We start from the raw sequence: 17,897 nt of genomic DNA, 5'->3' as shown, positions 1-17,897 counted from the left end.
AGCGGACAGTGGCACACATCACTGAATGCAGCTTTCGGAAAGGACCAGACCATGATCCGCACAATCAAGATCGGACGTTACATTACCGCTCAGGGAACATTCGTGCGCGCCCTCGGGAATGGTCACATCGTCATTCGGGCAGGGCAGCGGTTGCTGTCTGGCCGCCCGATCTCCGCCCGTGTCGCCTGACCAACGACACGTTTTTGCGCTCGGATCGCCCTGACTGCAAGGTCAGGGCGTATCTTTTTGTGCACCGGACACGTCACAGCCCATCAGCGTCAGGGGGTCAATCAATCTCTCGGGCCTCATCCACCAGCATGATGGGAATACCGTTTCGAATAGGAAAGGCCAGATGCGCTGCCTTGGACACCAGTTCCTGTTGTTGCGCGTCATAGCTTAACCTGCCCTTGGTCAGCGGGCATACCAGCGCTTCCAGCATGCGCCTGTCGAACTGCCTGTGTTCGGTCATTGCATGGCCTCGTCCGTGCCGCCGCGCAGGGCAAATTCCATAAGCGTGACCAGTGTTTCGCGGCGTGTGGTCAAGGACGGCGCTTCAAGCAGGGCTTGTTTGTCATCCGCATCGAATGGGCAAAGCATGGACAGTGAGTTGATAAGCAATTCGTCATCAGCTTCGGTCAGGCTGCCCCAATCGGTTGACAAGCCATGCACGGAAAAGAACCGTTTAAGCACATCGAAAAACTGCCGTCGGTCAAATTCAGTGTCCTGTTCGTCGCCGCCGCGGTCACGTTCGAACCCGTCCCATGCAATATCTGCGCGGCGATACGGGGTGAAGCCGGACACTTCCTGCCGCAACCGGAACCGCGAAACGCCGGTCAGGGTGATCATATAGCGCCCATCCTCGGTTTCGGAAAACGCCGTCAGGCGCCCCGCGCACCCAATGCTGTGCAGCGCCTTCTCGTCGCTTTGCGGAATGCTGCGCGGCTGGATCATTCCGATCAGCCGATGCGGCGTTTTCATGCAATCATCCAGCATTGCCAGATATCTGGGTTCAAAAATATGCAACGGCAACCGCGCACGCGGTAGCAACAACGCGCCCGGCAGCGGAAACACAGGAATAAGATCAGGGAAGTCTTTTATACGCGCCATGACAGGGAACCTAACCCGAGAAACGGCTTAGGCAAATATCATCGAGCTAAGTTTGCGCCGTCCCTTTGTTGCCAAAGGATCATTTGGCTTCAACGCGTCAAATATTGTGAACAATTGGGTCTTGGCAGCGCCATCTTGCCAGTCGCGGTCACGGCGGAACAATTCCAGCAATTCATCAATTGCGGCGTCAATCTGGTTGGTGGCATACAGCGCCTGCGCAAGGTCGAACCGTGCCTGATGGTCGTCAGGATTTGCCTGAACCTGCGCGCGCAGGTCATCCACGGGGCCAGCGCTTTCGGCCTGACGGGCAAGTGCCAGTTTCGCGCGCGCGGCCTCCAGTTCGGTGGTGGTCGCAATGGCGGCGGGGACATTGGCAATAAGCGCTTCGGACTGGTCCAGATTTCCAGCGGCAATATGGGCGCGGGCCAACCCGCCAAAGGCGCGCGCGTTTTCGGGCTCCTCGGCCAGGACAGCCGCGAAAACCTGCGCGGCATCTGCTGCGGCGCCCTGTTCCAGCATGGTTTCCGCTTCATCCAGCGCGGCGTCCAGCCCGTCATCGCCAGATGCCAGCGCGGCCAGTTTGGCCACAAATTCCTTCAGGGCCGCGGGCGGTTGCGCGCCTTGAAACCCGTCAACCGGTTGGCCCTGATGAAAGGCATAGACTGTCGGGATAGACTGCACACGCAACTGACCGGCGATGGCCTGATTTTCGTCGACATTGATCTTGACCATACGCACCTTGCCGCGTGCGGCGCGCACTTCGGCTTCCAGCGCGGGGCCAAGGGTTTTGCATGGCCCACACCATGGCGCCCAGAAATCCACGATAACAGGAACGTCCTTGCTGACCTCGATGACCTGCGCCATGAAATCGCGGTCGGAACCGTCAATAATAAGTGTGTCATCGGCTGTGTTTGCGCCTGTGTTCAATTCCAGCATGATCGCCCTCTGTATTGCTCTTTGGCCCTATATGGGCAGTCGATGGGTAAAGGCCAAGGGGCTGGCCTGCTTTCGTTTGCCATATCGCGGATCACCTTGTCGGGCAAAGAAAAAACCGCATGCGCGGGCATGCGGTTCATTCAACGTCGCGTTGTGTAAACCCTTAGGCCATTGCGGCCTGTGCTTTGGCAACAATCTGGCCAAAGGCTTCGGGTTCATGCACGGCCAGATCGGCCAGAACCTTGCGGTCCACTTCGATACCGGCCAGACCCAGTGCGTTGATGAAACGCGAATATGTCAGGCTGGGGTCGATTTCGCGCACAGCGGCGTTGATACGCTGAATCCACAGCGCGCGGAAATTGCGCTTGCGCACCTTGCGGTCGCGTGTTGCGTATTGGTTGGCCTTGTCAACCGCCTGCGTTGCAGTGCGGAAATTGCGCGACCGCGCGCCGTAATAGCCTTTTGCGGCTTTAACGACCTTGCGGTGACGGGCATGGGTGACTTTGCCGGAAGTAACTCGGGACATGACAGCGCCTCCTTAGCGGTCGTAGGGCATGTATTTCTTGACGATACGCGCATCCTGATCAGACAGGATGGTGTTTCCGCGCGCGTCGCGAATGAATTTCTTGGTCCGCTTGATCATGCCGTGGCGTTTGCCAGCCTGACCCGCCTTGACCTTGCCGCTAGCGGTCATGGAGAAGCGCTTCTTGGCGCCTGATTTGGTCTTCATCTTGGGCATTTCCGACTCCTTAGTTCGAAAACCGGTTTAAGATGCGACTCGGCATGCCACATGGCCGGACGCATCAACTAGAGGGTGCTCGCTACACCAGAAGTATGTGGCGCGCAAGCGTGATTGCCTATAAATGTGCCATCAATCGCGCCACCAGCGCCACTGTCAGTTCGGGAATGTCGCGCAAGGTATACAGGCCATCAGGCCGTTGCACCCAGACCCATGCCAGAAGCCCGCCGCTGCAGGCCAGCAGCGCCAAGCCCAGAACGGGTTTGCGGCTGTCTGTCCATGCGGCCATGGTGCTGACCATTGCCAGCGGCAGCAGATACACACCCAGCAAGAACAAGGTTTCCAGTTCCATACCCACCACACGCGTCAAGGCAGAAACAGGTTACTCGGGCTCTCCCTGAACAATCAAGTGTTCCGCGCAGGGTGCGACGCGCAAAATATTCGTGGTGCCGGGCTGGTTGAAGGGAATGCCCGCAGTCACGAGGATCTGGTCCTTTTCAGTGGCGAAGCCGTATTTGCGGGTAACGCGCACTGCGTTGATAACCGCTTTCTTGAAGCGCTCCACTTCGTTAACCTGTTCGCAATGCACCCCCCATGTCAGCGCATAGCGCCGCGCAACGCCCAGAAACGGGGTCAGGGCCAGAATGGGCACATGCGGGCGTTCGCGTGCCACAAGGCTGGCCGTGGTGCCCGATTCGGTGAAGCAGCAGATTGCGGCAATATCGGTTTTCTCGGCCAGTTCGCGGGCGGCGGCAACAATGCCGTCGGCGATGGAATGGTGGTTCACATGTTTGCGCGATGCATTGATGACGTCGACGTAATTGGGGTCGCTTTCAACCTCGATTGCGACGTTGTTCATGGTGGTGACCGCTTCAATCGGGAACTGCCCCGCCGCTGATTCTGCCGACAGCATCACAGCGTCAGCGCCCTCATAGATGGCGGTCGCCACGTCCGACACTTCAGCGCGGGTCGGCATGGGGCTTTCGATCATGGATTCCAGCATCTGGGTTGCGACGATCACGGGTTTGGCGGCGGCGCGGGATTTGCGCACAAGGCGTTTTTGAATGGGCGGAACGTTCTGGACAGGCAGTTCCACGCCCAGATCGCCCCGCGCGACCATGATCCCGTCAGACACGGCCAGAATTTCGTCAAAGGCCTGCACCGCAGCGGGTTTTTCAATTTTGGACAGAATCGCGGCGCGCCCCTGTGCCAGTTCGCGCGCTTCCAGCACATCAGACGCGCGCTGCACGAAGGACAGTGCCAGCCAGTCCACACCCAGACGGCAGGCAAATTCCAGATCCTTGCGGTCCTTTTCGGACAAGGCGGCAACCGGCAGCACAGCGTCGGGCACGTTCACACCCTTGCGGTCGGAAATGACACCGCCCACCGTGACCGTGCAATCGGCAAAATCAGGGCCACAGGCATTCACCTTCAGCCGCACCTTGCCATCATTGACCAGCAGGTTCGCGCCCGGTTCCAGCACGGCAAAAATTTCGGGGTGGGGCAGGTTCACGCGCTGCGCGTTGCCCGGTGCCTTGTCCAGGTCCAGCCGGAAGGCCTGACCAACCGCCAGGTCCACGGGGCCATCTGAAAACGCGCCGATGCGCAGTTTCGGGCCTTGCAGGTCAGCCAGAATGCCAATGGGGCGGCCAACATCTGCTTCCACCTTGCGGATGATTGCATGGCGTTGCGCCGTTTCTTCATGGGTTCCATGACTCATATTCAGGCGGAACACGTCAGCGCCCGCTTCAAAAAGCGCGCGGATCATCTCATAGCTGGACGAGGACGGCCCCAGCGTTGCGACAATCTTGATCATGCGGTGGCGGCGTATCACGGTCATACAAGGTCCTTTCAGGCGGGTGTGACCCCGAAATGCGTTCGGCCAGGCCGGGCAGGCGTGTTATCGCAGCCTTATGCAACCGGCAGAAGTTGTTAGCGCAAACAACTATGATTTTTCACAGCGGATATCAAGCCCCGTGATACAGTCACCTTGACGACGGGCGCAAGAATGAACAGGTGTCCAATCCTGACCTGCCGGAGGATGTGATGGACGAGCAAACACGAACAGAAGTTGAAGCCGCTGCTTTTCGCGCTCTTCTGGCGCATCTGGACACGCGCAGCGATGTGCAGAATATCGACATGATGAACCTTGCCGGGTTCTGCCGCAATTGCCTGTCACGCTGGTATCAGGAAGCGGCCACTGCGCGCGGGCTGGATATGGACAAGGACACCGCGCGCGAAGCTATCTATGGCATGCCGTATTCAGACTGGCGCGACAAATACCAGACCGATGCCAGCGCGGACAAGCAAGCGGCTTTCAAAACGGCATTTGCGCAGAATGTCGGAAAACCGGCACCGGAATAGCGGCGCTGCCCGCTTGATAAACTGTCTTGACAAACTTGCAGGATTGTCGCGTGATCTAGGTATTATTTTAGTTTAATTGGATTCATTCAGTGGGTTTCAGTTTCCTGTTCTTATTGCTGGGTGCCGGGGCCGCTATTGCTGCGTCAAGCATGTTCACCGAAAACACCGTGGACGCGGATGATAACACTCAAGACGATGTAGATGCCGCCGAAGACGCCGCGCCCCAGCCAGGCGAGGCGCCCGACACATTGGAAGGGGTGTTTTCATCCGATGCGCCGGATGCCGGGGCGCAGGGCACCACAGCCGGGCCGGATTATCCCGTCATCGAAAATTTCAACCCTGATGAGGACACGCTGGTTATTGACCTGCGCGCGTTCGGATTTGACCCCGAAAATGCCCCGCCCGTCACCCTGACTGGCGAGCTGGCCCCCGATGGCGAGGGGCTTTTGGTGCGCGCTGACGGGGTGGCCGTGGTGCAATTGTCCACCTATGGGGGGGGCGACATGCAAGACGCGCTGGAATGGCTGGATATCGACGTGGTGGGCGCGGAATACACTTTCCCGTCGCAGGATGATCCCGGTTTGGAAACCGACGATGATGATGCGTATGACAACCGCGATATCCGGCTGGACTATGGCGGCACGGACACGCAGGATGTTTTGATCGTGGTCGACAGTAACCCCGCCTTGGGGGTCGACAACCCAATCGGCGGCGGGCGTGCCTATGGCATGGATGGCGATGACACGCTGATCGCCCTTAAGGGTGATGGGCAAATGTTCGGCCCGCAGGTGCTGGACGGGGTTGCGGGCGATAATCTGATCATCATCCGGTCATGGGCCGTGGCCTATTCCGGCACTGGGGCCGACACGTTTGTTTTATGGCCCTATGACGTTTTCCCTGACGGGGACTGGCGTTTTGATGACCCTGTTCAGCGCTACCCTGAACCCAGTATCAGCAATTTCGACCCAAGGTCCGACACGCTGGAAATCCATCTGGGCAAAGCCTATGCCAGCTTGGTTCCCGAAGGCGTGCAGGGCAGCCACCTGTTGGGCGCATCCTTGCTGGACCCCGCTGGCACGGTCGAGGTGGTTGATTTTGGGAATTCAGCTCAAATCCGCTTTGGGGGTGTCGCGCTTGCGCGCATTGTCTATTCCGATGACATGCCCTTTGGCGAAGGTATCAGTGCCGCCGATGTGCGCGTAACGACCTGATTGTTTGAAATGTGTCGCGCGCATCTGCATGGGCGCGACACTTGAAGGCGGTCAAATGGCGGCCTTGCGGCTTTCCTCGATGTAAATTTCGCGCAGGCGCAGCGCCAGCGGGCCGGGTTTGCCGGTGCCCAGTTGCGCGCCGTCAATTTCGACAACTGGCATGACAAATGTGCTGGCAGAGGTCACGAAAGCCTCATCCGCCGATTTCGCCTCATCCACAGTGAAATTGCGTTCCTCAACCTGCATTTGTGCTTCTTTTGCAAACCGCAGGACAGCGGCGCGCGTAATCCCGTGCAAAATGTCATTGGACAGCGCCCGCGTAATGATGCGCCCGTCCTTGATGATATAGGCGTTGTTGGACGTGCCTTCGGTTACAGTGCCATCTTGCACCATCCATGCATCATCTGCGCCCGCCTTGATGGCCATCATCTTGCCCATGGACGGATACAGCAGTTGGACAGTCTTGATATCGCGCCGGCCCCAGCGAATATCATCAATGGTGACCACCTTGATTCCCTTCGCGGCTTTGGGGCTGTTCACCAGTGCGGGGTTGGACTGGCTGAACAACACGACAGTGGGTTTTGTGGTTTCAGGGTCGGGGAAGATGAAATCCCTGTCCCCCGGCGCGCCACGGGTGACCTGCAAATAGATCATGCCCTGATCAACGCTGTTTTGCGCCACCAACTGACGATGTACCTCCAGCCAGTCGTCACGGTCCATCGGGTTTTCAATGTCCAGTTCCCGCAAGGACCGCCCAAGGCGGACAAAATGCCCGTCAAAATCGATCAGCTTGCCATCGACCACGGTTGTCACCTCATAGACACCATCGGCCATCAGGAAGCCACGGTCGAAGATGGAGATCTTCGCCTCCCCCTCGGGCAGGTAGTCGCCATTCACATAGACGATGCGGCTCATGTTCTAAAACCCTTCTGGCAATTTGCGCACGGCCCCCATGGCCGCCGATGTTGTCAGCGCAGCATAGGCGCGCAATGCGGTTGTCACCTTGCGCGGGCGCGGCTGCGCGGGGGCCCACCCCTTTTCATCCTGCGCGGCGCGGCGTGCTGCAAGCACGGCGTCATCCACAGCCAGATGGATTGTGCGGTTGGGAATATCGATTTCGATCATATCGCCGGTTTCCACCACCCCAATCAGCCCGCCTTCGTCGGCTTCGGGGCTGACATGGCCAATGGACAGGCCCGACGTGCCGCCCGAAAACCGCCCGTCTGTGACCAGCGCACAGGCCGCGCCCAGACCTTTGGATTTCAGGTAACTGGTGGGGTAAAGCATTTCCTGCATGCCAGGGCCCCCGCGTGGCCCTTCATAGCGGATGATGACAACCTCACCGGCCTGCACCTTGCCGGTCAGAATGCCGCTGACTGCATCATCTTGCGATTCATACACCCGTGCTGGGCCGCTGAATTTCAGGATCGACTCGTCCACGCCAGCCGTCTTCACAATGCACCCATGCTCGGCCAGATTGCCGAACAATACGGCCAGCCCGCCATCTTGGCTGAAGGCATGCTCCTTGTCGCGGATCACACCTGTCTGGCGGTCCATATCAACCGACTCATACCGCCGCTCTTGTGAAAACGCGGTTTGCGTGGGCACGCCACCGGGTGCCGCCGCAAAGAATTTATGCACGTCAGGGTTGTTGGTGCGCCGCACGTCCCATGCGTTCAGGGCGTCCCCCATCGTCGGGCTGTGAACCGTGGGCAAATCCGTGTGCAGCAATCCGGCGCGGTCCAGTTCACCCAAAATCGACATGATACCGCCCGCGCGGTGCACATCTTCCATATGCACATCATCTTTCGCGGGGGCCACCTTGCACAGGCAGGGCACGCGCCGCGACAGGCGGTCAATATCCTGCATAGTGAAATCAATCTCGCCCTCATGGGCGGCGGCCAGCAAATGCAATACAGTATTGGTTGACCCGCCCATGGCAATATCCAGCGACATGGCATTCTCGAACGCTTTGAAGCTGGCAATATTGCGCGGCAACACGCTGTCGTCATCGTGCTCATAATAGCGCTTCGCCAGATCGACAATCACATGGCCCGCGCGCAGGAACAACTGCTTGCGGTCGGCATGTGTCGCCAATGTGGACCCGTTCCCGGGCAGTGACAGGCCCAGCGCCTCGGTCAGGCAGTTCATGGAATTGGCGGTGAACATGCCCGAACAGGACCCGCATGTGGGGCAGGCGGCTTCTTCAATCGCCTGAACCTGTGCGTCGGTGTATTTTTCATCGGCAGCGGCAACCATCGCATCAACCAGATCCAGCGCTTTGTCCACGCCATCCACGTTGATCTTGCCCGCTTCCATCGGACCGCCCGAGACAAACACCACCGGAATATTCAGCCGCATCGCCGCCATCAGCATGCCCGGCGTGATCTTGTCGCAATTGGAAATGCACACCATTGCATCCGCGCAATGGGCATTGACCATATATTCGACCGAATCGGCAATAATCTCGCGTGAGGGCAGGGAATACAGCATCCCGTCATGGCCCATCGCAATGCCGTCATCCACCGCAATGGTATTGAACTCCTTGGCCACACCGCCAGCCTTCTCGACCTCGCGCGCGACCATCTGGCCCAGGTCCTTCAGATGCACATGGCCGGGCACAAATTGGGTAAAGCTGTTGACAATGGCAATAATGGGCTTGCCAAAATCGCCTTCCTTCATCCCGGTTGCGCGCCACAGGCCCCGTGCGCCGGCCATGTTGCGTCCATGCGTCGTCGTCCGAGAGCGGTATCTTGGCATCTGGCTGTCCTCCGATTTGGGATGCTGCATAGCGCATGTTCCCGCGTTGGAAAAGGGTGATCAACCCCAAAGCCCAGGGGGCGCGGGATGAACACCTTGCGCATCATATATCAGGGGCGGCTCGCGGTCCTCAGCCAACAAAAGCGGGCCGTCAAGATCAACAATATCCGCCCCTTGGGCGACCAGTATCGCGGGCGCCATGGCCAGCGAACTGCCCACCATACACCCCACCATCACACCGAACCCTTCAGCGCGCGCAGCGTCGCGCAGCGCCAGTGCCTCGGTCAGGCCGCCAGTCTTGTCCAGCTTGATATTCACCATGTCATATTTGCCCTTCAGCGCGGGCAGGCTGGCGCGGTCATGGCAACTTTCATCGGCACAAACCGGCAATGGGCGCGCAATCTCTGCCAGCATGCCGTCCTCGCCTGCTGGCAGGGGCTGTTCCACCATGGCCACGCCCAGTCCGATCAGATGGGGCGCAAGCTCTGCATAGACATCCGCACTCCAGCCTTCATTGGCATCAATGACTATCCGCGTATCGGGCGCCCCGCGCCGCACAGCTTCCAGTCGCGGCATGTCATCCGGGGTGCCCAGCTTGATCTTCAACAAGGGCCGCGCAGCATGCTTGCGGGCCGCGGCTTCCATCCGGTCAGGCGTATCCAGCGACAGGGTGAATGCCGTAATCAATGGCCCGGGTGCGCTCAGGCCCGCCAATTCCCACACGCGCTTGCCTGCCCGCTTGGCCTCCCAATCCCAGAAAGCACAATCAACAGCATTGCGCGCGGCACCAGGTGGCAAAATTCCTTGCAACGCCTCCCGTCCGATCCCGTCTGCCAGTGCTTCAATCTCACGGCTGACGGACTCGATCGTCTCACCATATCTAGCATATGGCACGCATTCCCCACGCCCCTGCGCGCCCTCCCGCCTAAGGTGAACACTCACCACATCGGCATGGCTCCGTGATCCCCGCGCGATTGTAAACACTTCCGCCAGTCGAAACCTGTCATGGGTCACTGTCAGCATGTCCTGCCCTTTTCAGTCTGGGTCAAATATCCTGGGGTGAATGGGGCGGCACGCCCCAGAGGGGCAAAGCCCCTGCTGCACCCATGATCATATTGCGGCCAGCGCATCTACCAGTTTTCCTGCCCCGTGACGATACGGGTCCACTGTGGGCAGGCCCATCTCTGCCTCGACGCGGGCGCAATAATCCAGCGCGTCTTGTTCACTCATCGCGGCGGTATTGACGGAAACCCCGATGACCTGTGCCGCAGGGTTCGCCACCCGCGCCAGATGCAGCGCTGTATCGCGCAAATCGGCCAGTTCCGGCAGGGCATAGCCGGGCAGGCCGCGCATATGGGTGCGCGTGGGTTCATGCGACAGGATCAACGCGTCGGGCTGGCCACCATGGATCAACGCCATGGTGACACCGGAATACGAGACATGGAACAAACTGCCCTGCCCCTCGATCAGGTCCCAATGATCAGCGTCGTTGTGGGGCGTCAGCCATTCGATGGACCCTGCCATGAAATCCGCGATCACGGCATCCAGCGGCACGCCGCCGCCGGTAATCAATATGCCGGTCTGGCCGGTGGCGCGAAATGTGGCTTTCATGCCGCGCGCAACCATTTCACGCTCCATGCACAGGGCTGTATACATTTTCCCGACTGAGCAATCGGTGCCAACGGCCAGACACCGCTTTCCGCTGCGCTTTTCCCCGTTGGCGATAGGGTATTTCACGGACGGAACCCGCACATCGTGCAACTGCTGCCCGGTTGCCTCGGCCACCGCCTTCAGGTCCGGTTCGTCGCGCAGCAGGTTGTGCAGGCCAGATGCCAGATCGAACCCTTCTTCAAGTGCCGCCACCAGCACTTTCTTCCATGCCCCCGAAATCACCCCGCCGCGATTGGCCACGCCGATGACAAGCGTTTTTGCCCCTGCGGCTTTTGCCTCGGCAAGGGTCATGTCCGGCAGGCCCATATCGGCGCGGCACCCGTCCATGCGCAACTGGCCCAGCGCGAATTCTGGCCGCCAGTCCTTGATCCCTTGTGCGACCTTGGCGGCCAACGGGTCGGGCGCATCGCCCAGGAACAGAAGATAAGGTGTCTTAATCATGGTATGCTCCCGAAGGGTCAGTTTTCTTTGGTGCAGTTTTGCGCGGAACACAGGCAAGCTTATCGTGAATTTTTACTTATATACGCAATTTTGAACAAGAATTTCGCTAAAAATAGGAAGAATGCGCAAAATTATTGCCCTAACATCGGGGGCTGGTCCCCGAATGATGCATGCGCAGAAACTGCCTTGCGAAGTTGCGCGCAACATTATAACCAAAAAGCAGATAAAAGCGAAATTTACTATCCACGAGGTGATGAATGAGTTTCCGTATCCAGCCTGCCCCCCCTGCGCGGCCCAATCGTTGCCAGCTGTTTGGGCCGGGGTCGCGTGTGGCCCTGTTTACGAAGATGGCGGCATCGGCTGCGGATGTCATTAACCTTGATCTGGAAGACTCTGTCGCCCCGTCTGACAAGGACGCCGCGCGCGCGAATATTATTGCGGCAACCCATGATGTGGATTGGGGCAATAAATACCTGTCGGTGCGTATCAATGGGCTGGATACGCCGTTCTGGTACCGGGATGTCGTTGATTTGCTTGAACAGGCCAGCGACCGGCTGGACCAGATCATGATCCCGAAAGTGGGCTGTGCGGCAGATGTGTATGCCGTCGATGCATTGGTAAGCGCCATTGAAGCGGCGAAGGGCCGCAAGCGCCGCATCAGTTTCGAAGTGATCATTGAATCGGCAGCCGGTATCGCGCATGTCGATGAAATTGCAGCTTCCAGCCCGCGGCTTCAGGCCATGAGTCTGGGCGCGGCTGATTTTGCCGCCTCCATGGGAATGGCCACAACAGGGATCGGTGGCACGCAGGAAAATTACTATATGCTGCATGATGGCGCGCGTCATTGGTCGGACCCGTGGCATTGGGCGCAATCGGCCATCGTTGCGGCCTGTCGGACACATGGGGTTTTGCCTGTTGACGGTCCATTCGGTGATTTCAGTGATGATGAAGGGTTTCGCGCGCAGGCGCGCAGGTCGGCCACACTGGGCATGGTGGGCAAATGGGCGATCCACCCCAAACAGGTGGCACTTGCCAATGAGGTGTTCACCCCGTCTGAAGCGGCAGTCGCGGAGGCGCGCGAAATCCTGGATGCGATGGCGGCGGCGAAAGCCCGCGGCGAAGGGGCGACAGTTTACAAGGGACGTTTGGTCGATATTGCGTCGATCAAGCAAGCTGAAGTTATTGTCCGGCAGTCCGAGATGATTGCGGGCTGACGCCTTCTTTTGGCAAAGGGGATGTGGGGGCAGGCAGGGGCGGGCTGTGCCCGCCCCTGCCTGCCCCCACTGGGGTGCCTTGTGTCTGCCGAAGGCAGGTCACAAGGCGCAACCTGATGGCGGGTGCCATTGCGGTTGAAAGGGGCATGCTGCAAGGAACCTGCGCCTGTTTTGCTGCATCGCCGTCTAAAGATCCTCGATCATGACAACGCCACCAAGCGATTTTACAGCGCCTTTGATCTGGGGCGTTATTGCGAAATTCAGTCCGGTGTCGATATCGATTTCACGGCCCTGTCCCACATCCGCCACGCAAAACCGCACCGGACCTTGACCGCGCAGGGCCTGCGCCTGTCCTGCGCCCAGCAGTTTGGCCACTGATTGGATCGCTGCGATTGTGTCGACATGGATGCGCAACCCCGCTGCGCCTGCATCCGCCACGACCGAGTCGATTGGCTGGATCCCGCGCGCCAGCAGTTTCAGGGTTTCGGCTTCCATCGTGGCTTCGACTGTCAGAACCACGTTCTGGCCGGTTTCCAGATACTGGCGGCCTGCTTCCAGCGTGTCGGAAAACACGGTCACTTCATACAGGCCCGTGGTGTCGGACAGTTGCACGAAGGCAAAGCGGTTGCCGCGTGCGGATTTGCGTTCTTGCCTGCCGGAAACCGTGCCCGCAATTTTGGCCACCATCGCCCCGCCCGCAGCTTTCTTTTCAAGTTCGGCCAAGGTCATGACCTGTTTGCGTTTCAATGCGGCCGCGTAATCGTCCAGCGGGTGGCCGGACAGGTAGAAGCCGATGGCCTGATGTTCATATCCCAGCCGTTCGGTGGGCAGCCAGTCATCGCATTGCGACAGGCGCGGTTCGGGGATGTCTGCGCCTGCCTCGCCGAACAGCGATACCTGATTGGACGCGCGCGCGTCATGGATGGCCGCCGAATAGCTGACAAGCCCGTCAAGGCTGTCGAATACGCGCCTGCGGTTGCGGTCCAACTGGTCAAACGCCCCCGCCCGCGCCAGCATTTCCAGCGCGCGTTTGCCCACGCGTTTCAGGTCCACACGGCGCGCAAGGTCGAACAGCGTGGCAAACGGTTTGTCACCGCGTCCGTCCACGATCAGGCGCATGGCGTCCAGACCCACATTCTTCAGCGCACCCAGTGCATAGACCAACGCCCCGTCCTGCACATCGAACCGCGCGCGCGACCTGTTCACGCATGGGGGCACCACTGTAATGTCCATCCGGTCCACTTCGCGCTTATACACCGCCAGCTTTTCGGTCAGGTGGATATCGCAATTCATGACACCGGCCATGAATTCCACGGGGTAGTTCGCCTTCAGATAGCCGGTCTGGTAGCTCACCACGGCATAGGCGGCGGCGTGGGATTTGTTGAACCCGTAATTGGCGAATTTTTCCAGCAGGTCGAACACCTCGCCTGCTTTCTTTTCATCCACCCAGTTGGCAATGGCCCCTTTTACGAATTTGGGGCGTTCCTTGGCCATTTCCTCGGCGATTTTCTTGCCCATGGCGCGGCGCAGCAGGTCCGCACCGCCAAGCGAGTAGCCCGCCATGACCTGCGCAATCTGCATCACCTGTTCCTGATAGACGATAATGCCCTGGGTTTCTTCCAGAATGAAATCAATCGACGGGTGAATCGACTCCAGCGGCCTCAACCCGTTCTTCACCTCGCAATATGTTGGAATATTTTCCATCGGGCCGGGGCGATACAGTGCCACAAGGGCCACGATATCTTCAATACAGGTGGGTTTCATGCGCCGCAGCGCGTCCATCATACCCGAACTTTCCACCTGAAACACAGCTACTGTGCGCGCGCTGGCATACAGCTCATAGGTGGGTTTGTCATCCAGCGGGATGGCGGAAATGTCCAGCTCCACCCCGCGCCGTTTGAGCAGATCAACCGCGTTCTGTATGACCGTCAGGGTTTTCAGGCCCAGAAAGTCGAACTTGACCAGACCGGCCTGTTCCACCCATTTCATGTTGAATTGCGTGGCAGGCATGTTCGATTTCGGGTCGCGGTAGAGCGGCACCAGTTCGTCCAGCGGGCGGTCACCGATCACCACCCCCGCCGCATGGGTTGAGGCATTGCGCAACAACCCTTCAACTTGCTGGGCATAGGTCAGCAGCCGGTCCACCACTTCTTCGGATTTGGCAGCTTCGCGCAGGCGCGGTTCATCGGCCAGCGCCTTTTCAATGCTGACGGGTTTCACGCCTTCTACGGGAATCATTTTCGACAGTTTGTCGACCTGACCGAAGGGCAGTTGCAGCACGCGCCCCACATCGCGCACCGCAGCCTTGGACAGCAGCGCACCGAAGGTGATGATCTGGCCCACCTTGTCATCGCCGTATTTGTTCTGGGTGTAGCGGATGACTTCTTCGCGGCGGTCCATGCAGAAATCGATGTCGAAATCCGGCATGGATACACGTTCAGGGTTCAAAAACCGTTCAAACAGCAGCGCATAGCGCAGCGGGTCAAGGTCCGTGATGGTCAGCGCATAGGCCACCAGCGACCCCGCCCCCGACCCCCGGCCGGGGCCAACAGGAATGCCGTTATCCTTGGCCCATTTGATGAAATCGGCAACAATCAGAAAATAGCCGGGAAAGCCCATGCCTTCGATGATGCCCAGCTCAAACTCCAGCCGTTGTTCATATTCCGCCACGGGGGCTGCATGGGGAATGACGGCCAGACGTGCGGCCAGCCCTTCCTTGGCCTGACGGCGCAGTTCCTGCACCTCGTCATCGGCGAAGCGTGGCAGGATGGGCGCGCGGCGTTCGGCCTTGTAGGCGCAGCGCCGCGCGATTTCCACGGTGTTTTCCAGCGCTTCGGGCAGGTCGGCAAACAGGGCGGCCATTTCTTCGGGCGATTTCAGGTAATGCTGCGGCGTCAAACGGCGGCGCGGCGCGGATTGGTCGACATAGGACCCTTCCTTGATGCACAAAAGCGCGTCATGGGCTTCATACATCTTGGATTTGGGGAAATAGACATCATTTGTGGCCACCAGCGGCAGCCCCATGTCATAGGCCATTTCCACGAAGGGGCGTTCTGTCACGCGCTGGGCTTCCATCATCTGGCCGTCTTCGCCCGCGTGGCGCTGCAATTCGACATATAGCCTGTTGGGGTAGGTGGCCGCCAGCCGTTCCATCAGCGCGCGGGCCTTGGGCATCTGGTTGGTCTGGACCAGTTTGCCCACCGCCCCTTCAGCCCCGCCAGACAGGCAGATCAGCCCGTCTGAATGCTGTTCCAGTTCTTCCAGCGTGACCTGTGGCACGGGCCGGTCCTTGGGCAGATACAGGCAGGAATTCAGTTTCATCAGGCTCATATAGCCCGCCTCGGACTGCGCCAGCAGCACAACAGGGGCTGGCATGCGCAGCTTTTCCCCCGGCGCGGGCGGGTCATAGGCCACGGAAATCTGACACCCGAGAATGGGTTGCACGCCGGACCCCGACGCCAGCACCGAAAATTCCAGCGCCGCAAACATATTATCCGTGTCAGTGACGGCGATGGCGGGAATGCCTTGTGCGGCGCAATCCTTGACCAGCTTTTTCAGCGGCAAGGCCCCTTCCAGCAGGGAATATTCGGTATGTGTTCGCAGGTGAATGAAGCGGGGTGTTTGTGTCATGGGTCCATCATAGGGGGGCGTGCAGCCCCCTTCAATTGCAGCGGCAGGCCAGCGGCCACGAAAATGACGCGGGTGGCAAGGGTGGCCATGCGTTGGTTCAGCCGCCCCGCTTCGTCACGGAACCTGCGCGCAAGCGCGTTGTCGGGCACAATGCCAAGCCCCACCTCGTTGGATACCAGCCAGACCGGTCCCTTGCGCGCCAGAAGGGCAATTTCCAGCGCGTCATATTGCGCTTGCAGGCAGTGATCGGCCAGCAGGTGGTTTGTCAGCCACAGGGTCAGGCAATCCACCAGCACCGGCGCGCCATCGGGCAGGGTGCTCAGGCGTTGGGCCAGATCAAACGGGTCTTCATATATGTGCCAACCGTTGCCGCGCCGGGCCTGATGATGGCGGATGCGGTCGCGCATCTCATCGTCAAACGCTTGCGCTGTGGCGATGTAGTGCCACGGCGCGGGCAGGGCCGTGATTTCGCGTTCGGCCAAGGCGCTTTTTCCAGACCGCGCCCCCCCAAGGATGAGCGTCAGGTCATGGTGCATCAAGAAACACCTGCGGGGCAATCGTGATCCAGTGGCCAAATGGCAGGTTTGACTGCCACGCATCATTGCCCATGATCAGGCTGCGCGCGCATTTGATAACGCCATGATGCGTGACAACCAGTGTGGCAGGGACGGCATGGTCGCGCAGCGCGGCCAGCGCGCGGTCACGCAGCGCGGCAACCGTTTCGCCACCATGGGGGCGGGCGTGCAGAATGTCGCGCGCCCATGCGTCCAGCTGCGCGCGGGGAATATCCTCCCAGGGTTGTCCTTCCCATGTGCCGAAATCCATTTCACTCAGGCGCGGGTCAATGGTCAGGGGCAGCGCGCGTGCTTGCGCCACATGTCTGGCCAGCCGCAAACACCGCGACAACGGCGAAGATACAATGCGCGCCACATCTGGCAGGGTTTGACTGACAGTTTGCGCCGCATCTCCAAAGCACGGCGCAAGCCCCAGATCACTGCGCCCGTAGCAAATGCCGGGGGCCACGTCGGGCCGGGTGTGGCGCAGCAATATCATAGCCATGCCACAAGCCCGATCAGGCAGGCAGTGGCCGAAATCATTTGTGCAGCGCCCAGCGTGTCGCCTGTATCGCCCTGTATTTTGCGCCGTGTCAGGTGCAGCCACAGCCCGGCCCCGCCTGCGCTGATGACCATGGCCAGCACCATGGCCACCGCAGGTAGGGCCAGCATAAAACCAACCCCCATTGCGCATGATATTGCGGCCAGCGTCAAAACCAGTCCTTTGGGGCCAAGGGGGCGGTCTAGGCCCGTTCCCGCCCCGCGCGGGCGCAGATACCGCCCTTGCCCCAGGGCCAGCGCCATGACCGACCGGCTGAACACATGCGCCAGAACCAGTGCCCCCATGGCCCATGCCAATGGCATATGCGCCAGACAGGCCGCTTGCAATAACACCGCCATGACCAGCGCAAGCACCCCGTAGCTGCCAATATGGCTGTCGCGCATGATCTCCAGGGCGCGTTCCGGTGTGCGGCCGCCGCCCATGCCATCCACAGCATCGGCCAGCCCGTCTTCATGTAGGCCGCCGGTGACCAGCGCCATAAGCCCAAGTGTCAGCACCACAGCCACGGGTTGTGGCAAAACCGCTGCGCCCAGCCACAACGCCGCCGCCGCCAGCAGCCCCAGAACCAGCCCCACCATGCCAAACCAGCAGGGAATGCGCGCCCAGCGTTCCGGGCTGTAGATGGTCCTGCCCCCAACTGGAAGGCGGCTTAGGAACTGAAGCGCCAACGCGGATTCGGCGGCGATGTCGCGCAACGGGGCCATGATG

The 17,897-nt window shown here is 59.8% G+C and carries 19 protein-coding genes; 4 read left to right on the top strand and 15 right to left on the bottom strand.

The window, feature by feature from the left end; translation table 11 throughout:
- The first annotated feature begins 51 nt into the window (after positions 1–51).
- On the top strand, positions 52–189 hold the full coding sequence (locus ACTZWY_RS01650) for a hypothetical protein (protein ID WP_444788929.1): 138 nt from the start codon (positions 52–54) through the stop codon (positions 187–189).
- A 97-nt stretch (positions 190–286) separates the two neighbouring features.
- Here ACTZWY_RS01650 and ACTZWY_RS01645 read toward each other — a convergent pair whose 3' ends face one another.
- From ACTZWY_RS01645 to pyk, 7 genes are all read right to left on the bottom strand, one after another.
- Positions 287–469: a Trm112 family protein gene (locus tag ACTZWY_RS01645; protein ID WP_444788928.1), complete on the bottom strand. Its 183-nt coding sequence runs from the start codon at positions 467–469 to the stop codon at positions 287–289.
- Entirely contained in the window at positions 466–1,107 is a 642-nt protein-coding gene (locus ACTZWY_RS01640) for an LON peptidase substrate-binding domain-containing protein (RefSeq protein ID WP_444788927.1), read from the bottom strand. The genes ACTZWY_RS01645 and ACTZWY_RS01640 overlap by 4 nt, the downstream gene beginning before the upstream one ends.
- Before the next feature lie 27 nt (positions 1,108–1,134).
- Positions 1,135–2,043, bottom strand: coding sequence for a thioredoxin (gene trxA, locus ACTZWY_RS01635; protein ID WP_444788926.1), 909 nt, complete (start codon positions 2,041–2,043; stop codon positions 1,135–1,137).
- A gap of 163 nt (positions 2,044–2,206) precedes the next feature.
- Positions 2,207–2,569, bottom strand: coding sequence for a 50S ribosomal protein L20 (rplT, locus tag ACTZWY_RS01630; protein WP_277805378.1), 363 nt, complete (start codon positions 2,567–2,569; stop codon positions 2,207–2,209).
- A gap of 12 nt (positions 2,570–2,581) precedes the next feature.
- The gene (gene rpmI, locus ACTZWY_RS01625; protein ID WP_274352190.1) at positions 2,582–2,782 is read right to left on the bottom strand and encodes a 50S ribosomal protein L35; all 201 of its coding nucleotides are present in this window, start codon (positions 2,780–2,782) and stop codon (positions 2,582–2,584) included.
- Positions 2,783–2,900: 118 nt separating this feature from the next.
- Positions 2,901–3,134: a hypothetical protein gene (locus ACTZWY_RS01620; RefSeq protein ID WP_444788925.1), complete on the bottom strand. Its 234-nt coding sequence runs from the start codon at positions 3,132–3,134 to the stop codon at positions 2,901–2,903.
- Positions 3,135–3,164: 30 nt separating this feature from the next.
- Positions 3,165–4,613 (bottom strand): pyruvate kinase, encoded by a 1,449-nt coding sequence (pyk, locus tag ACTZWY_RS01615; protein WP_444789041.1) that lies wholly within the window; start codon positions 4,611–4,613, stop codon positions 3,165–3,167.
- 215 nt (positions 4,614–4,828) lie between these two features.
- Between pyk and ACTZWY_RS01610 the strand changes: the two genes are divergently transcribed.
- A complete protein-coding gene (locus tag ACTZWY_RS01610; protein WP_444789040.1) occupies positions 4,829–5,146 on the top strand; it encodes a DUF1244 domain-containing protein in 318 nt (105 codons plus the stop codon).
- An 89-nt stretch (positions 5,147–5,235) separates the two neighbouring features.
- Entirely contained in the window at positions 5,236–6,357 is a 1,122-nt protein-coding gene (locus tag ACTZWY_RS01605; RefSeq protein WP_444788924.1) for a hypothetical protein, read from the top strand.
- 51 nt (positions 6,358–6,408) lie between these two features.
- On the opposite strand, the gene ACTZWY_RS01600 is transcribed toward ACTZWY_RS01605, so the two are convergent.
- The 4 genes from ACTZWY_RS01600 to dgcN all read right to left on the bottom strand — a co-directional run bounded on the left by ACTZWY_RS01600 (position 6,409) and on the right by dgcN (position 11,229).
- Positions 6,409–7,272, bottom strand: a complete 864-nt coding sequence (locus ACTZWY_RS01600) for a D-amino-acid transaminase (RefSeq protein WP_444788923.1) — start codon at positions 7,270–7,272, stop codon at positions 6,409–6,411.
- A gap of 3 nt (positions 7,273–7,275) precedes the next feature.
- The gene (gene ilvD / locus ACTZWY_RS01595) at positions 7,276–9,117 is read right to left on the bottom strand and encodes a dihydroxy-acid dehydratase (RefSeq protein ID WP_444789039.1); all 1,842 of its coding nucleotides are present in this window, start codon (positions 9,115–9,117) and stop codon (positions 7,276–7,278) included.
- 60 nt (positions 9,118–9,177) lie between these two features.
- Positions 9,178–10,140: an N-acetyl-D-Glu racemase DgcA gene (dgcA, locus tag ACTZWY_RS01590; protein ID WP_444788922.1), complete on the bottom strand. Its 963-nt coding sequence runs from the start codon at positions 10,138–10,140 to the stop codon at positions 9,178–9,180.
- An 87-nt stretch (positions 10,141–10,227) separates the two neighbouring features.
- Positions 10,228–11,229 (bottom strand): N-acetyltransferase DgcN, encoded by a 1,002-nt coding sequence (gene dgcN, locus ACTZWY_RS01585; protein WP_444788921.1) that lies wholly within the window; start codon positions 11,227–11,229, stop codon positions 10,228–10,230.
- A gap of 257 nt (positions 11,230–11,486) precedes the next feature.
- Here dgcN and ACTZWY_RS01580 point away from each other — a divergent pair, with 257 nt between their 5' ends.
- The gene (locus ACTZWY_RS01580; protein WP_444788920.1) at positions 11,487–12,443 is read left to right on the top strand and encodes an L-malyl-CoA/beta-methylmalyl-CoA lyase; all 957 of its coding nucleotides are present in this window, start codon (positions 11,487–11,489) and stop codon (positions 12,441–12,443) included.
- 186 nt (positions 12,444–12,629) lie between these two features.
- On the opposite strand, the gene dnaE is transcribed toward ACTZWY_RS01580, so the two are convergent.
- From dnaE to cobS, 4 genes are read right to left on the bottom strand one after another with little or no spacing between them, the layout of a single operon-like run.
- Entirely contained in the window at positions 12,630–16,073 is a 3,444-nt protein-coding gene (gene dnaE, locus ACTZWY_RS01575) for a DNA polymerase III subunit alpha (protein WP_444788919.1), read from the bottom strand.
- A complete protein-coding gene (gene cobU / locus ACTZWY_RS01570) occupies positions 16,070–16,609 on the bottom strand; it encodes a bifunctional adenosylcobinamide kinase/adenosylcobinamide-phosphate guanylyltransferase (protein WP_444788918.1) in 540 nt (179 codons plus the stop codon). Before cobU ends, dnaE begins: the two co-directional genes overlap by 4 nt.
- Positions 16,599–17,132 (bottom strand): alpha-ribazole phosphatase family protein, encoded by a 534-nt coding sequence (gene cobC / locus ACTZWY_RS01565; RefSeq protein WP_444788917.1) that lies wholly within the window; start codon positions 17,130–17,132, stop codon positions 16,599–16,601. The genes cobU and cobC overlap by 11 nt, the downstream gene beginning before the upstream one ends.
- A complete protein-coding gene (cobS, locus tag ACTZWY_RS01560) occupies positions 17,123–17,893 on the bottom strand; it encodes an adenosylcobinamide-GDP ribazoletransferase (protein WP_444788916.1) in 771 nt (256 codons plus the stop codon). Before cobS ends, cobC begins: the two co-directional genes overlap by 10 nt.
- Positions 17,894–17,897: the final 4 nt, after the last annotated feature.

It is taken from the genome of Roseinatronobacter sp. NSM, from assembly GCF_052379845.1.
GTDB lineage: Bacteria > Pseudomonadota > Alphaproteobacteria > Rhodobacterales > Rhodobacteraceae > Roseinatronobacter.
This window is presented reverse-complemented; position numbering and strand designations above follow the sequence as displayed.

What these genes read in the sequence shown, in the direction of transcription:
- ACTZWY_RS01645 (WP_444788928.1), bottom strand. Translation starts at nt 469, where the DNA reads ATGACCGAACACAGGCAGTTCGACAGGCGCATGCTGGAAGCGCTGGTA.
- cobC (WP_444788917.1), bottom strand. Translation starts at nt 17,132, where the DNA reads ATGGCTATGATATTGCTGCGCCACACCCGGCCCGACGTGGCCCCCGGC.
- dgcA (WP_444788922.1), bottom strand. Translation starts at nt 10,140, where the DNA reads ATGCTGACAGTGACCCATGACAGGTTTCGACTGGCGGAAGTGTTTACA.
- dnaE (WP_444788919.1), bottom strand. Translation starts at nt 16,073, where the DNA reads ATGACACAAACACCCCGCTTCATTCACCTGCGAACACATACCGAATAT.
- ACTZWY_RS01650 (WP_444788929.1), top strand. Translation starts at nt 52, where the DNA reads ATGATCCGCACAATCAAGATCGGACGTTACATTACCGCTCAGGGAACA.
- rplT (WP_277805378.1), bottom strand. Translation starts at nt 2,569, where the DNA reads ATGTCCCGAGTTACTTCCGGCAAAGTCACCCATGCCCGTCACCGCAAG.
- cobU (WP_444788918.1), bottom strand. Translation starts at nt 16,609, where the DNA reads ATGCACCATGACCTGACGCTCATCCTTGGGGGGGCGCGGTCTGGAAAA.
- trxA (WP_444788926.1), bottom strand. Translation starts at nt 2,043, where the DNA reads ATGCTGGAATTGAACACAGGCGCAAACACAGCCGATGACACACTTATT.
- ACTZWY_RS01610 (WP_444789040.1), top strand. Translation starts at nt 4,829, where the DNA reads ATGGACGAGCAAACACGAACAGAAGTTGAAGCCGCTGCTTTTCGCGCT.
- ACTZWY_RS01600 (WP_444788923.1), bottom strand. Translation starts at nt 7,272, where the DNA reads ATGAGCCGCATCGTCTATGTGAATGGCGACTACCTGCCCGAGGGGGAG.
- rpmI (WP_274352190.1), bottom strand. Translation starts at nt 2,782, where the DNA reads ATGCCCAAGATGAAGACCAAATCAGGCGCCAAGAAGCGCTTCTCCATG.
- ilvD (WP_444789039.1), bottom strand. Translation starts at nt 9,117, where the DNA reads ATGCCAAGATACCGCTCTCGGACGACGACGCATGGACGCAACATGGCC.
- dgcN (WP_444788921.1), bottom strand. Translation starts at nt 11,229, where the DNA reads ATGATTAAGACACCTTATCTTCTGTTCCTGGGCGATGCGCCCGACCCG.
- ACTZWY_RS01620 (WP_444788925.1), bottom strand. Translation starts at nt 3,134, where the DNA reads ATGGAACTGGAAACCTTGTTCTTGCTGGGTGTGTATCTGCTGCCGCTG.
- ACTZWY_RS01580 (WP_444788920.1), top strand. Translation starts at nt 11,487, where the DNA reads ATGAGTTTCCGTATCCAGCCTGCCCCCCCTGCGCGGCCCAATCGTTGC.
- cobS (WP_444788916.1), bottom strand. Translation starts at nt 17,893, where the DNA reads ATGGCCCCGTTGCGCGACATCGCCGCCGAATCCGCGTTGGCGCTTCAG.
- ACTZWY_RS01640 (WP_444788927.1), bottom strand. Translation starts at nt 1,107, where the DNA reads ATGGCGCGTATAAAAGACTTCCCTGATCTTATTCCTGTGTTTCCGCTG.